14 protein-coding genes and 2 tRNA genes are annotated in these 13,922 nt (G+C 59.2%); 9 read left to right on the top strand and 7 right to left on the bottom strand.

Annotated elements, in window-relative coordinates:
* The first annotated feature begins 320 nt into the window (after positions 1-320).
* Positions 321-470, top strand: a complete 150-nt coding sequence (locus ACSOSP_RS17620) for a hypothetical protein (protein WP_455311049.1) — start codon at positions 321-323, stop codon at positions 468-470.
* 297 nt (positions 471-767) lie between these two features.
* Complete coding sequence (locus tag ACSOSP_RS17615) at positions 768-1,340, top strand: chorismate mutase (RefSeq protein WP_455308588.1); 573 nt, start codon at positions 768-770, stop codon at positions 1,338-1,340.
* Here ACSOSP_RS17615 and ACSOSP_RS17610 read toward each other — a convergent pair.
* Positions 1,337-2,551 (bottom strand): exonuclease domain-containing protein, encoded by a 1,215-nt coding sequence (locus ACSOSP_RS17610; protein ID WP_455308587.1) that lies wholly within the window; start codon positions 2,549-2,551, stop codon positions 1,337-1,339. The genes ACSOSP_RS17615 and ACSOSP_RS17610 overlap by 4 nt on opposite strands.
* A gap of 330 nt (positions 2,552-2,881) precedes the next feature.
* Here ACSOSP_RS17610 and ACSOSP_RS17605 point away from each other — a divergent pair, with 330 nt between their 5' ends.
* A complete protein-coding gene (locus ACSOSP_RS17605) occupies positions 2,882-3,112 on the top strand; it encodes a hypothetical protein (RefSeq protein ID WP_455311024.1) in 231 nt (76 codons plus the stop codon).
* Between the two features lie 548 nt (positions 3,113-3,660).
* Positions 3,661-4,803, top strand: a complete 1,143-nt coding sequence (locus tag ACSOSP_RS17600; protein WP_031359155.1) for a porin — start codon at positions 3,661-3,663, stop codon at positions 4,801-4,803.
* Between the two features lie 109 nt (positions 4,804-4,912).
* Here ACSOSP_RS17600 and greB read toward each other — a convergent pair whose 3' ends face one another.
* Positions 4,913-5,473, bottom strand: coding sequence for a transcription elongation factor GreB (gene greB / locus ACSOSP_RS17595; RefSeq protein WP_455308586.1), 561 nt, complete (start codon positions 5,471-5,473; stop codon positions 4,913-4,915).
* A gap of 139 nt (positions 5,474-5,612) precedes the next feature.
* On the opposite strand from greB, the gene ACSOSP_RS17590 reads away from it, so the two are divergent.
* Together ACSOSP_RS17590 and ACSOSP_RS17585 are read left to right on the top strand one after the other, a co-directional pair.
* A tRNA-Arg gene (locus ACSOSP_RS17590) sits at positions 5,613-5,689 on the top strand.
* A 77-nt stretch (positions 5,690-5,766) separates the two neighbouring features.
* Positions 5,767-5,843, top strand: a tRNA-Arg gene (locus ACSOSP_RS17585).
* 123 nt (positions 5,844-5,966) lie between these two features.
* Here the strand turns inward: ACSOSP_RS17585 and ACSOSP_RS17580 are convergent.
* The 5 genes from ACSOSP_RS17580 to ACSOSP_RS17560 form a co-directional block, all read right to left on the bottom strand.
* Complete coding sequence (locus tag ACSOSP_RS17580) at positions 5,967-6,458, bottom strand: phage protein NinX family protein (RefSeq protein ID WP_455308585.1); 492 nt, start codon at positions 6,456-6,458, stop codon at positions 5,967-5,969.
* Between the two features lie 110 nt (positions 6,459-6,568).
* The gene (locus ACSOSP_RS17575; protein WP_455308584.1) at positions 6,569-8,998 is read right to left on the bottom strand and encodes a RelA/SpoT family protein; all 2,430 of its coding nucleotides are present in this window, start codon (positions 8,996-8,998) and stop codon (positions 6,569-6,571) included.
* A gap of 62 nt (positions 8,999-9,060) precedes the next feature.
* Positions 9,061-9,264 (bottom strand): DNA-directed RNA polymerase subunit omega, encoded by a 204-nt coding sequence (gene rpoZ, locus ACSOSP_RS17570; RefSeq protein ID WP_031359151.1) that lies wholly within the window; start codon positions 9,262-9,264, stop codon positions 9,061-9,063.
* Between the two features lie 57 nt (positions 9,265-9,321).
* On the bottom strand, positions 9,322-9,987 hold the full coding sequence (gene gmk, locus ACSOSP_RS17565; protein ID WP_455308583.1) for a guanylate kinase: 666 nt from the start codon (positions 9,985-9,987) through the stop codon (positions 9,322-9,324).
* 7 nt (positions 9,988-9,994) lie between these two features.
* On the bottom strand, positions 9,995-10,927 hold the full coding sequence (locus ACSOSP_RS17560) for a YicC/YloC family endoribonuclease (RefSeq protein WP_455308582.1): 933 nt from the start codon (positions 10,925-10,927) through the stop codon (positions 9,995-9,997).
* A gap of 332 nt (positions 10,928-11,259) precedes the next feature.
* Between ACSOSP_RS17560 and rph the strand changes: the two genes are divergently transcribed.
* From rph to hemW, 3 genes are read left to right on the top strand one after another with little or no spacing between them, the layout of a single operon-like run.
* Positions 11,260-12,021, top strand: a complete 762-nt coding sequence (gene rph / locus ACSOSP_RS17555) for a ribonuclease PH (RefSeq protein ID WP_455308581.1) — start codon at positions 11,260-11,262, stop codon at positions 12,019-12,021.
* Positions 12,014-12,643, top strand: coding sequence for an RdgB/HAM1 family non-canonical purine NTP pyrophosphatase (gene rdgB, locus ACSOSP_RS17550; protein ID WP_455308580.1), 630 nt, complete (start codon positions 12,014-12,016; stop codon positions 12,641-12,643). Before rph ends, rdgB begins: the two co-directional genes overlap by 8 nt.
* Entirely contained in the window at positions 12,643-13,887 is a 1,245-nt protein-coding gene (gene hemW / locus ACSOSP_RS17545) for a radical SAM family heme chaperone HemW (protein ID WP_455308579.1), read from the top strand. Before rdgB ends, hemW begins: the two co-directional genes overlap by 1 nt.
* Positions 13,888-13,922 lie beyond the last annotated feature (35 nt).

Here is a 13,922-nt window from a genome sequence, read left to right as displayed (position 1 = left end):
GGAATTGGCAGGGCAGACAAGCAGGATGAGGTTTGAAGTGGCTTGCGAAATATTGAACGCTGCGCCGCGAGGTGTCTGCAAGGATCTCCAATAACCGGGAGACGAGTTAATCAGTGGAAGTGGTCGGAAATTAAAATGGTGAACGGATCGCGAGGCGCAGAAAAATATCGGCTGCTGATCCAAGAATTATCACAGCCTTAAGTCACGCGAAGAATGTTCCGTTAAAGCAACACAGATACGTGGAAATGCGCCAGCCTCGCATTCGACGCTAGCGCGAAGCCAGAGTCGAGATTGATAATCGACCCATACAAGGAGAGAAAATGATGGACGCCAAGCCGACGAAAATCCCGACACCCGACAAGGTGCAATGTCCGGATCAAGAACCGGTCGGGGTCGAATTCCTCGCAGAGTTGCCCGAATACGTGCGGGCATTCTTCGACGAACAACGTAACCTGTTCGACCCGAAATAATTGCTGAAATGCGCAGTACGCTCACCGTGTTTGCATATGTTGTGCAAGCAGAGATCTCCGCACGGTTGATCGTCGCAGCATGCCTTTGCGGCAGCGCGGGGTTTGCACGCGGGTGCTAATAGAACGACTGAAATAGCCCGACGGTTCCACCTTTTAACATCACGAACGTGGCGCTCATTCGTGATCACCCCATGATCACCACGCGCGCGCCCTACGCGTCATACGTTAAGCTGCGGCTTTAACGCTCTGGCTCCGGTATTCATGCTTCGCCATTCCCTTTTGCACGTTCTCCGCGCCATGACTTCCATGGCTGCCATTATTATTGCCATCACTGCTTGTTCTTCGGCGGCTTTCGCTGACGGCGACGACACGCCCTTCACCAATCTCATCGCGTTGTCGTCACAACGGCTGGCGCTTGCCGAGCCGGTCGCGCGCTGGAAATGGGCGAACCACGAGCCCATCACCGATCAACCCCGTGAAGCCGCGTTGCTGGCCGGTATCGATAGCCGAGCAAAATCCGCGGGTATTGATCCGGCGTTTGCGCAGCTTTTCTTTCGTGATCAGATCGAGGCGAGCAAGGACGTGCAAAACGCTCTCTTCGATAACTGGCGGAAGTTACGTGCGCCCGAAGGGACGCCACCGGACCTCGCTCGCGATACCCGGCCGAAGCTCGATCGGGTGACCAACGCGTTGCTGTCCGCGCTAGCTGGCGTGGAGCCATTGCGCCATGCCGACGACTGCCCGCTACGACTGGCCGACAGCATCGCTCGCTGGAAACATCTCACGCGCTACGATTCGGCCCAGAACGCGCCGCTCGCGCGCGCGTTGTCGCACGTATGCGCGTCGGGCGGTGTGGGTGCGGTCGGCTAGACGCGGTCGGCTAAGACCGGCTCGCCTGACGGACACGCGGTAGCTGCAAGCGGCACGATCGTCAGTCCATGCGAGAGACGCTCGCTGAGAATCCGGTACGTCGATAACTCGAACGATGCCGCGGGCGCTGCCGCGCGAAGTTGCGCGGCTTCGTCGAGCGACGCGGCCATGCCGAAATACTGCCAGGCATCGACGACATGCCAGACTCGCACATTGGTCGTCGCATCCGTTTCCGCTATTGCAATGGCGCCGGGGTACGTCCACGGCGCGTGGCTCGGGTCATCGCGACGGGCTTTGGACAACCGGTTATGTGCCGGCCGCAACCGCGCGACCGAGCGCCCTTCCGCCAGCATCGCGCCGATCTCGCCGCCCGTCGCGGTCCACTCCACGCGACGGACAAGTTCCGCCAGCCGCAGATCCTTCGCCGAACGTTTCACACCCGACAGATGTGCCCGCACGCGCTGGCGCAAGCGCACGCTTCGCCCAACGTACAGCGGCACATCGTCCTCGCCATAAAACACGTAGATGCCGCAGCCTGCCGGAATCTGTTCGATGGTGTCCTCGTCAATATCGCCGGCAAGCCGGAAACGCCGTGCAACCTGTTCTATATGGCCATGCACGACATCGGCGGAAAACGCGCGATGCAGGTGCTGCCAGAATTGCCAGAGCAGATCGGCATCGGCCAGTGCGCGGTGGCGCGCCGCCGGCACGAGCGCATGCCGCTCGATGAGCGCATCGAGCCCATGCCGACGCTCCGCCGGATAAATGGCGCGCGACAACTGAACCGTGCACAGCACGTCGGGCTGGAACTTGATGCCTGCCCGCTTGAACTCGCTGCGCAGAAAACCGTGATCGAACCGTGCGTTGTGGGCAATAAATAGCCGGCCGTCGAGACGCGCGAGCAAATCATGCGCGATCGCTTCGAACGTCGGCGCGTTGCGCACCATCGAATCGCTGATACCGGTGAGCTGCTGGATAAAGAACGGAATCGGCTGCTGCGGATTGACGAGCGAACTCCACTGCGTCACGCCGGCCGGTCCGACCTCGACCACGCCGATTTCCGTGATGCGATTCACGCCGAAGGTGCCGCCCGTGGTTTCGAGGTCGACGAAAACCAGCGGTTCCAGACTAACAATATTAGTAACGATTGGGAGCACAGCGCTGACCGCAAAGAGAGGAATGGACGCGATCCGCGCAAGAAAAAGGCGCATCGATCGGCCATTTTAACGCACGTCCGTTCAAGCGCTGGCGGTTCCAGGCCGTTTCCAGTCACGGGGCCGGTTCGACGCACAGGAGAAGCATCTAAGCCCAGTCCGCATGCGCTCTGGAATCAGGACGGTTGAAAAGAAAACAAACGTCGTAATAATTCCGGATTAAATCGTCCATACGCGCCAAGAAGCAATATTTACTCAGCTTGTAACCGCTTTTGTCGAATCGTAAGCGTATACGAGCCTTGTTACCGAAATCAGGGATCGGCATCATGAAACAGTACTGCAGGCACTTTAAAGGAGGTCATAGCTTTGACGACCGAACTCAAAAGCATGTTTTCGTGGATCAGGACGTTGGTAGGACCCCAAGCAGTAGTGGAGTCGCATTCAGCTCTGGATTTCGACCCGGCATGGCATGGCGATCATTGGCAGAACCTCCTGTCCTCGCCAATGGATGCACGCCGTTATGTGATGGAAGACTGGACAATATCGAGTTGGCTGACATTCGATAGCGACAAAGAAGCGGAAGCGCCGCAGGAAGAAGAAGTCGAAGCTGCCAACTAAGTGCGCATCGCCTGGAACAGGCTTCGGGCATCGAGCCCGTTCAGGCAAAAAAAAGCGCGACTGGGAAGTCGCGCCGACAAGGTTTGGAGATCTTTTCCGTCAACGAAAAAGTCTGCTTCGGAAAGCAGCGATTAAAGTATAACGGGACGCCTTCTGGTAATCATTAACGGATTCAGCAATCATCTATTGCGGTTCCGTCAACAATCGACATCTAGGATTATTGGCGTTGTATTTTAACGATAGCGCATGTAGCAATTGCGCAACGAAGCCCTGTTGACACTGCGCATTATCCCCCGCCATTCCCCCGCAAAGCCTTGCCAGTAAAGGCTTAGATTGCCTTTCTTAATCATTGCCGATCGCAGAATACTTTATTGCGTAAATCGGAATGCCATCGCTGTAACACCGTCTTTACACTTCGTCTGGTCCGGAAACGACTGTGTCTTCTATCGACACACGAAACACCTGACTGCGCCTCTCGCAGCGCGTCGGAGTGAAGGTTTCCTTCAAGCCTGGGTTGTCAGACCCAAATTGCTCTCGGAGTTACAAAGATGAAAAAGACTCTCATGGTCGCCGCCCTGTCGGGCGTATTTGCAACTGCCGCTCATGCCCAAAGCAGCGTGACGCTGTACGGTTTGATCGATGCTGGCCTGACGTACACGAACAATCAAAACGGTTCACATAACTTCAAGATGACGAGCGGCGCGGTGAACGGCAGCCGTTGGGGCCTGCGCGGCTCTGAAGACCTCGGTGGTGGCCTGAAGGCAATCTTCACGTTGGAAAACGGCTTCAGCATTGCGAACGGTACGCTTGGCCAGCAAGGTCGTGAGTTTGGCCGTCAAGCTTTCGTTGGTTTGTCGAGCAACCAGTTCGGTACCGTCACGCTGGGTCGTCAGTATGACTCCGTGGTCGACTATCTCGGCCCGTTGGCTCTGACCGGCACGCAATACGGCGGCACGCAGTTCGCGCATCCGTTCGACAACGACAACCTCGACAACTCGTTCCGTATCAACAACTCGGTCAAGTACCAGAGCGCGAACTACGCCGGCTTCAAGTTCGGCGCGTTGTATGGTTTCTCGAACCAGGCTGATGGTTTCGCGAACAACCGCTCGTACAGCGTTGGCGCGTCGTATAACTACGGCCCGTTGAACATTGCTGCAGCGTACTTGCAACTGAACAACAACCTGACGGCTGGCGCAATCAACAACGCAAACGGCGCTGTTGCTGGCGACAACACGTTCAACGCAGGTCTGCAACGCACGTTCGGCGCTGGCTTGAACTACGCGTTCGGCCCGGCAACGGTTGGTTTCGTGTTCACGCAAACCAAGCTCGAAGATGCAGCAAGCATCAACGGTGCTACGGTTGGCAACACGGGCAACATCGCGATCGGCAACTACGCTCGCTTCAACAACTATGAGCTGAATGCACACTATGCACTGACCCCGGCCCTGAGCCTGGCAGGCGCGTACACGTACACGGATGCTCGTCTCGATGGCGAAAAGCCGTCGTTCCATCAGTTCAGCCTGCAGACAGCTTATTCGCTGTCGAAGCGCACGGACGTGTACCTGCAAGGCGAATACGTTCACGCGCTTGACCTGGGCGACAGCGGCATCGGCGCTCCGATCAACGGCGTAGGCATGTCGTCGACCCCGAACCAGGTCTCGGCAACGGTTGGCATTCGCCACCGCTTCTAAGTCTTGATTTAAGACTAGATTCGAGTCGTACCGATGTGAAAAAGGCGCCGCTTGCGGCGCCTTTTTTTCGTCCCGAGCTTGCTGAGGTTATTGCTTCAGTTGAAGCGCCTCAAGCCTTCGCCGGATAACGCACATCGACGATATCGATTTGCTGCACGCCTGCGGGCGTGTGCAGCGTGACGGTATCGCCGACCTTGGCCTTGAGCAACGCTCGGGCGATGGGCGAGATCCAGCTCACGTGCCCGACATCCAGATTCACCTCGTCCACACCGACAACAGTCACCGTGTGCACGTCGCCATCGTCGCCGGCGTAATCCACCGTTGCGCCGAAAAACACCTGATCGACATTTTCTTGCCGGCTGCTGTCCACCACTTCGGCCTTGTCGAGACGCTTGGTCAGGAAGCGGATTCGCCGGTCGATCTCACGCAAGCGCCGCTTGCCGTAAATGTAATCGCCGTTCTCCGAGCGGTCGCCATTGGACGCCGCCCAGGAAAGCAGTTTCACGACATCCGGCCGCTCGACGTCCAGCAGATGCAGCAACTCGTCGCGCAGACGCTGATGCCCTGCGGGCGTGATGTAGTTCTTCGTGCCGGGAGGGACGCCGGCGGGTTGCTCGAGGTCGACATCTTCATCGCTCTCGTCCGATTCCTTTACAAATGCTTTGTTCATGGTGCAAACCGCTCAAAATAACGTGCAGAGGAGCGAGATAGCTCCTGTACACGGTAACACGAAGGAGATCGGCATTACAGAAATCGAGGCTAAACCCTTCCTTTTTTGGGAGAGCTTGGCTATACTCTTTGTCTCGCGTGCGGCTGTAGCTCAGATGGATAGAGTACTTGGCTACGAACCAAGGGGTCGTGGGTTCGAATCCTGCCAGCCGCACCACTTTTTTAGAGCGTTTTGTTGTTTCGTTTCAAGCAAGCGTTTCCAGTATCCGTTTTTTGTATTACCCTGCTTTGTGCGCGGCTGTAGCTCAGATGGATAGAGTACTTGGCTACGAACCAAGGGGTCGTGGGTTCGAATCCTGCCAGCCGCACCAGTTTTAGAAGGGCCTTCCGCACGGAAGGCCCTTTTTGTTTGTGCGGGGGAAAGCGCGCGGGTCTTTTTTGGAATTGCGCTGGACTGCTCCGCCCAAGCGCCCAAGGAGAGGCGAAAGACTGGTTCACTGCCGTGCAGTCGACCCAATGTCGCCTATACGCCCCTCCGGCAACGGTGCATCTTCAATCGTCGCCGTAGCGCTCTGCTCGCCCCACGGTTCGGCCCGCTCCCCCAGCAGCATTTGCGAACGATGCGGGAATTCATCGTCCACCGTGTCTCCGAACGCATGCATCAGAAAAGCGCGCAGCAATGCGATACGCAGCGACGGCCCGCGCCCTTCCACTTGCCCACCGGACTTGCCGAATATCGCCGTGCAGATGACTTCGCCGCGCCCGTGGTCGTTCATCTCCAGCCGAGACGCGCGCTCGAGCACAACGGACGCCGCTTCCCACGACGACGATGGCAGGAAACGCCCGTCCCATGCCCGTCCGCGGTCATTGCCGCGGATGGAGAGCGTCTGGCCGCCATCGGTGAAATGAATTTCGCGGATGAACTCATGCAGCCCGCGCGCGACCCAATAGTCGAGCTCGGCGCCTTCCAGTTCTGATGTTTTCATAAGTGCCCCTGTGTACGCAGAATGGGTACAGGCACGCAGGTCGCGTTCCGGCGGTAGCGGTTGAGCCTCAGGCTGCGCCAGCCGCTACGCTAAAGGGCGAACGCCGGGCCTCAATAATCGCCGCGTTCGCGATCGATCCGCATGCCGCCTTCGGTATTGCGATGATGCGGCTCGTCACTCGGACGCTCACGCGCGATACGCATCACGTCCGGGTTCGTGCGCACGCGCCGCATGACGTTCGCCAGGTGCACGCGATCGCTGACCTGGATCACGAAACGCAGGACGGTGGATTCCTGCGTCACATCCTCGTCCATGGCGATGTGGACAATGTTGGCATCGGCGGACGTAATATCAGCCGCTACCCGGGCGAATACGCCCTTCGACGTGCTGACGAGCACCTTGATGGATACATCGAATAGGCGGCCCGGCTGCGGCGCCCAGGCTACGTCGATCCATCGGCCCGGATCACGTTTGTGAATCCGCTGGGCCACACGGCATTCGGTGGTATGGATCGCCATGCCCAGCCCAATGCCGATGTAACCCATGATGTCGTCGCCGGGAATCGGGCGGCAGCAGGCGGACAACTGCACCGACATCCCTTCGGTGCCGGTGATCACGACCGGCGGCGCGGTATTCGTGGTGAAGCTCTCGCGCGGGGAATCGTCGTCGTCGCGACCGTTCATGAGCACTTCGATACGCTTCGCCATCACCGCGGCCACGCGCCGGCCAAGGCCGATATCCGCGAAAATTTCCTGACGGCTCTTGTTGCCGGTCCATTGCGCCAGTCTTTCCCAGACCTCCGGCGTCACTTCCGACAGCGCGAGTCCATATCCCTTGAGGCTTTGGTCAACAAGCCGTTCGCCCAGTTGAACCGACTCGTTCAGCCGCATGGTCTTGAGATAGTGGCGAATGGCCGAACGCGCCTTGCCGGTGCGCACGAAGCCAAGCCACGCGGGATTCGGCTTCGAATAAGGCGCTGTGATTACTTCCACGATATCGCCGCTCTTCAACTCGGTGCGCAGCGGCAGCAATTCGTTGTTGATCTTCACCGCGACGCATTGATTGCCCAAGTCGCTGTGAATGGAATACGCGAAATCCAACGCCGTCGCGCCGCGCGGCAGCGGCATGATCTTCGACTTCGGCGTGAACACGTAGACCGCATCGGGGAACAGATCGATCTTGACGTGCTCGAGGAATTCGCTTGAATCGCCGGCTTCGCTTTGAATGTCGAGCAGCGACTTCAACCACTGGTGCGCGCGCTTTTGCACATCGTTCAGGTCAGCGCCGCCATTCTTGTAAAGCCAATGCGCGGCCACGCCCGCTTCGGCGATTTCGTGCATCTTGCGCGTGCGGATCTGGAATTCGATCGGCGCACCAAACGGGCCCACCAGCGTGGTGTGCAACGACTGATAACCGTTCACCTTCGGGATGGCGATGTAGTCCTTGAACTTACCCGGCACCGGCTTGTAGAGCGCGTGCAGCGCGCCAATGCACGTATAACATTCGAGCGCGGTATCGACCACCACGCGAAAGCCATAGACGTCGAGCACTTGCGAGAACGACAACTGCTTGTCGCGCATCTTCTTGTAAATGCTGAAGATGGTTTTCTCGCGGCCGGTCACGTCAGCCTTGATTTTTGCATCCGCGATGGTCCGCTGGACCGCTTCAAGGATCTTGCCCACCACTTCGCGCCGATTGCCGCGGGCGGCCTTCACAGCGCGCTCAAGCGTGGCATACCGATGCGGATTGAAGTTCGCGAAGCTCAGGTCCTGCAGTTCGCGATACGTGTTGTTCAGCCCAAGCCGATGCGCGATAGGCGCATAAATGTCGATGGTTTCGCGCGCCACGCGACGCCGTTTTTCCGGCGGCACCGCGCCCAGCGTGCGCATGTTGTGCAGCCGGTCCGCCAGCTTGACGAGGATTACGCGGACATCGCGCGCCATGGCGAGCAGCATCTTGCGGAAGTTTTCCGCCTGCGCTTCCTCGCGATTGCGGAACTCCATCTTGTCGAGTTTCGACAAGCCGTCCACCAACTCAGCCACCTTCGGCCCGAACCGCTCCGCAATCTCGGTCTTCGTCACGCCCTGATCTTCGATCACGTCGTGCAGCAACGCCGCCATGATCGACTGATCGTCCAGTTTCCAGCTCGCGCAGATCTCCGCGACGGCCACCGGATGCGTGATGTACGGCTCGCCACTCTGACGATACTGCCCGAGATGGGCTTCATCGCTGAAATGGAAAGCCAGCTTGACCTGCTTGATTTCTTCCGGCGAAAGGTACGCGGCCAGCTCGGTGGTCAGTTTCGCAATGGAAACGACATCGTGGCGACGCGGCTTTTCCGGTGTGGCAGTCGGCCCGAACAGATGGCGAAACGATTGTTCGAGGACTGCGTCGATGTACTTGCGCGCGGCCGAGGGCGAATCGGCATCATGAGCGTTGTCATGATCGTGCGCGTGATTTTCGGAATGAGACCCGGCGTGCTCGGTACTGAGGACGTCGTGATGCGGGTCCACAGAGACGGACGATGGAACAGGATTCATGGTCGCCTCCGTGGTTGGCTGACGCGGTTAGTGACAATGCGCGCAGACGTCCGGGCCGCAAATCAGACCGGCACCTTCTTCAACATCTCGACGCCGACCTGGCCGGCCGCGATTTCGCGCAGCGCAACAACCGTCGGTTTGTCGCGGCTTTCGATCTTCGGCGTATGGCCTTGAGCGAGCTGGCGCGCGCGATACGTTGCTGCGAGCGCGAGCTCGAAGCGATTGGGGATCATTTTCAGACAGTCTTCGACGGTGATGCGGGCCATGGTTGATTCCTTCTCGATATGTTCTTCATTCTACCTTATGTGACCGGAAAGCCCCGTTCACTCGGCGTGCGGCGAGTGTATGCCCAACTCCACAAACAACTGCGTATGACGGGCGTACTGTGAACCGAAACGTAGCCGTGTGGCTGCAACGAGACACTGCAGTTCGCCGAGCGCGCGCTCGAAGTTCTCGTTGATCAGCACGTATTCCGCTTCCGGCGCATGCGCCATCTCGCTGCCGGCTGCCAGCAAACGCCGCACGATCACGTTCGGGGCGTCCTGGCCGCGCTTCTTCAGGCGCTCTTCCAGCGCATCCAGCGACGGCGGCAGGATAAAGATTTCCACCGCGTTGCGAAAGCGCTTCTTGACCTGTTGCGCACCTTGCCAATCGATTTCAAGCAGCACGTCGTGGCCGCTTTTCATCTGCGCTTCAATCCATACGCGCGACGTGGCGTAATAGTTGCCGTGCACTTCCGCGCTTTCGAGGAACTCGCCGGCGGCGTGGCGCGCCATGAAGTCATCGACGGAAGCGAAGTGGTATTGAACGCCATTTTCCTCGCCCGGACGCGGTGCGCGCGTGGTGTACGACACGGACAGGCGGATCGCTTCGTCCTGCGCGAGCAGTGCGTTGACCAGCGTCGATTTGCCCGCGCCCGACGGCGCCACGACCATGAACAGGTTGCCCGGATAAACCCCGGCGTAGGTGTTGCGTTGTGCGTCGTTCATGGCTGCGTTACTCCAGGTTTTGCACTTGCTCGCGCATCTGTTCGATGAGCAATTTGAGCGTCATCGACGAGTCCGCGAGTTCTTTCGCAGCCGCTTTCGAGCCGAGCGTGTTCGCTTCGCGATTCAATTCCTGCATCATGAAGTCGAGCCGCTTGCCGACTTTGCCGCCCTTTTGCAGCACGTGGCGCGTTTCCGCCAGATGCGCGGAGAGCCGCTGCAATTCCTCGGTGATGTCGATACGGATGCCATACATGGTCACTTCCTGGCGAATCCGTTCCGCAATTTCCTCGCGCGGAATGCTGGTTTGCGTGCCTTCCGGCGATGCAATGCCCAGCGCATCCTGCAAACGCTCGACAATTTTCTGCTGATGCTTCGTGATCAATTCCGGCACGAGCGGCGTGACCTTTGCCACGATAGCTTCCATTTCCGTCACGTTCGCGATCAGCACGGCGGCGAGCGCAGCGCCTTCGCGGGCACGGACATCGATGAGTTCGGTGATCGCCTGTTTGCCGCAAGCCAGCACCGCGTCGCGCAGCGTTTCCGCCGACACCCCGCTCTCCGACAAAATGCCCGGCCAGCGCAGGATTTCGCCGGTGCGCATGCGTTCGGCATCGGGGAAAATATCCAGCACCGAGCGCTCGAGCGCGGCGAGTTGCGACAGCGCATCGCGATTGAGGACGCCGGCAATGGTGATCTGTTCGGCACGATTCAGGTTGATGCGGATATCGACCTTGCCGCGCGAGAGCTTGTTCATCAGCATTTCGCGCAATTGCGGCTCGCAGACGCGCACGTCTTCGGGCATGCGGAAATTCATGTCGAGGAAGCGCGAATTCACCGTGCGCAATTCCACCGATACCCCCACACCCGAGCCATTGGCGCCCGCACCATCCGACGCTACTTCGCGCGTGGCGCTCGCGTAGCCTGTCATGCTGTAGATCATTGTCGCGTCCGTGATTGAAGGCCGTGGCGCTTTTTGCTGTTCGCTTTGCTGCTTGCGCGGCACGGCCAGTTCGCTTCGAAACGCCCGGCGTGAAGCTGCGCGATATGGCAGGCAATGTTGGCCGGGCGAGGAAGCTGCCATTATCCCATTTTTGCCGATCCCACCCCTGGAAACGCAATACCGCCATGCGGCGCGCGCGAACGCAGACAGGACGCCGCGCCGGACGCTCACTCCGATTGCGGATAAAATTCGAACCTTGGCGCGATTTTTATGCTTTTTTTATCGCGCGCCCAAGCTCCTTTTCACTGCGTTTCTTTCACTTTGCCGCCTCCATGACCAACTCCACGCTGAACCCGTCCGCCCCGTCCAACCGCCCGAGCGGCCGTCGTGCGGACCAATTGCGCGACGTGCGCATCACGCGGCATTACACGAAGCACGCGGAAGGGTCGGTTCTCGTCGAATTCGGCGACACCAAAGTGATTTGCACCGCGAGCATTTCGGAGCGCGTGCCCGAATTCCTGCGCGGACGCGATCAAGGCTGGCTCACAGCCGAATACGGCATGCTGCCGCGTGCCACCAACACCCGTAACGACCGTGAAGCGGCGCGCGGCAAGCAAACGGGGCGCACGCAGGAAATCCAGCGCCTGATCGGGCGCGCGCTGCGTTCCGTGTTCGATCTGAACAAGCTGGGGGCGCGTACGCTGCATATCGATTGCGACGTGATCCAGGCCGACGGCGGCACGCGTACGGCTAGCATCACGGGCGCGTTTGTCGCGGCCCACGACGCAGTCACCAAGCTTCTGGCCGCCGGAAAGATCGCGGAATCACCGATCAATCAATTTGTCGCCGCGATCTCCGTGGGCGTGTACAACGGCCAGCCGGTGCTCGATCTCGACTACGACGAAGACTCGCAGTGCGACACGGACATGAACGTCGTAATGACCGGCGCCGGTGGTTTCGTCGAAGTGCAGGGAACGGCCGAAGGCGTGCCGTTCACGCGCGCCGAAATGAACGCGCTGATGGATCTGGCGCAAAGCGGTATCGAAACGTTGATCGCGAAGCAGAAGATCGCGCTGGAGTTGCTCAGTGTCTGATTCTGATTCCCTTAGCGCCTTGGGACGCGTCGTACTCGCGTCGAATAACCCGGGCAAATTGCGCGAGTTCGCAGCACTGCTGAGCACGGCCGGCATCGATCTCGTGACGCAAGGCGAACTTGGCGTGTCCGAGGCCGAGGAACCGCATGTGACCTTCGTCGAGAATGCGCTGGCGAAGGCGCGGCATGCATCGGCGGCGACGGGATTGCCTGCCCTGGCCGACGACTCCGGCCTCTGCGTGCATGTGTTGCGCGGTGCGCCGGGCGTTTATTCGGCGCGTTACGCGCAATTGCTCAACGGCGGCGAAAAAAGCGATGCCGCGAACAACGCGCGGCTCGTGAATGATCTCGCCAATGAATCAGACCGGCGCGCGTATTTCTTCTCCGTCCTCGTGCTCGTGCGTCATGCCGATGATCCCGAACCGCTGATTGCGGAAGGCCGCTGGCACGGCGAAGTCATCGATACCCCGCGTGGTGCAAACGGCTTTGGTTATGACGCGCATTTCCTGGTGCCGTCGCTGGGACAAACCGCCGCCGAACTCGATCCTGCGGTTAAAAACGCCAACAGTCATCGGGCGATTGCGCTTCGGCATCTGCTGGCGCGGTTGAAGGACATATCGTAATGGCCAGTTCGAGCGGTCCTCAGACGATCAACGTAGTCAAGGCGTTCACGTCGCCGGGCAGTATCCGGCTGACCTCGTTGCCGCCGTTGGCGTTGTACGTGCATTTCCCGTGGTGCGTGCGCAAATGTCCGTATTGCGATTTCAATTCGCACGAGTGGAAGGGCGAGACGTTTCCCGAGGATCGTTATCTCGATGCATTGCGCGCCGATCTCGAACGCGCATTGCCGATGGTCTGGGGCCGGCAGGTCCACACCATTTTCATTGGCGGAGGGACGCCCAGTTTGCTGTCGGCGAAAGGACTGGACCGCCTGCTCTCCGACGCCCGCGCCCTCCTGCCGCTCGACGCCGATGCTGAAATCACGCTCGAAGCCAATCCCGGCACGTTCGAAGCCGCGAAGTTCGCGCAATTCCGCGCAAGCGGCGTGAACCGTTTATCGATAGGTATTCAAAGTTTCAACGAGCAACATCTGAAGGCGCTTGGCCGGATTCACGATGCAACGCAAGCCCGTCAGGCTGTGGAAATAGCGGCCAGGAATTTCGATAACTTCAACCTCGACCTGATGTTCGCGCTGCCGAAACAAACGCTGGATGAATGCCGGGCGGATATCGAAACGGCTATCAGTTTCGCGCCGCCGCATTTGTCGCTGTATCACCTGACGCTTGAACCGAACACGATGTTCGCGAAGTACCCGCCGCCCGTTCCCGACGACGACGCTTCCGCCGATATGCAGGACTGGATTCACGAGCGCACGGCTTCAGCGGGTTATGAGCGCTACGAGGTCTCCGCCTATGCGAAGCCGCACAGGAAGAGCCGGCACAACCTGAACTACTGGCGTTTTGGCGACTATCTCGGCATTGGTGCGGGCGCGCATACCAAGCTGTCGTTTCCGCAGAAAATCCTGCGCCAGGTGCGTTATAAACATCCTGGAACGTACATGGATGAAGCGCTTGCGGGCGCGGCAGTGCAAGAAGAGCACGAGGTCGGACCGCGCGACTTGCCATTCGAATTCATGCTCAACACCTTGCGGCTCGTGGAAGGGTTTCCGGTGCATTCGTTCAACGAACGAACCGGGCTCGCGATGTCCGCAATTGAATCGGGACTGGTGGAAGCGGAGCGTCGTGGCTTGATCACGCGCGACATCGATCGCATTGCGCCCACGCAGCGCGGACAGGATTTTCTCAACGACCTGCAGGCGCTCTTTCTTAGAGACACGCCGTCGATAACGATCAGGGAAGACCGTTAAATTGAATGCGCCCGCCCCTACTTTGACCGCCGGTT

The organism is Caballeronia sp. KNU42 (assembly GCF_053760385.1).
Note: the sequence above shows the minus strand (reverse complement) of the source record. Positions and strands in the feature narration are given on the sequence as shown.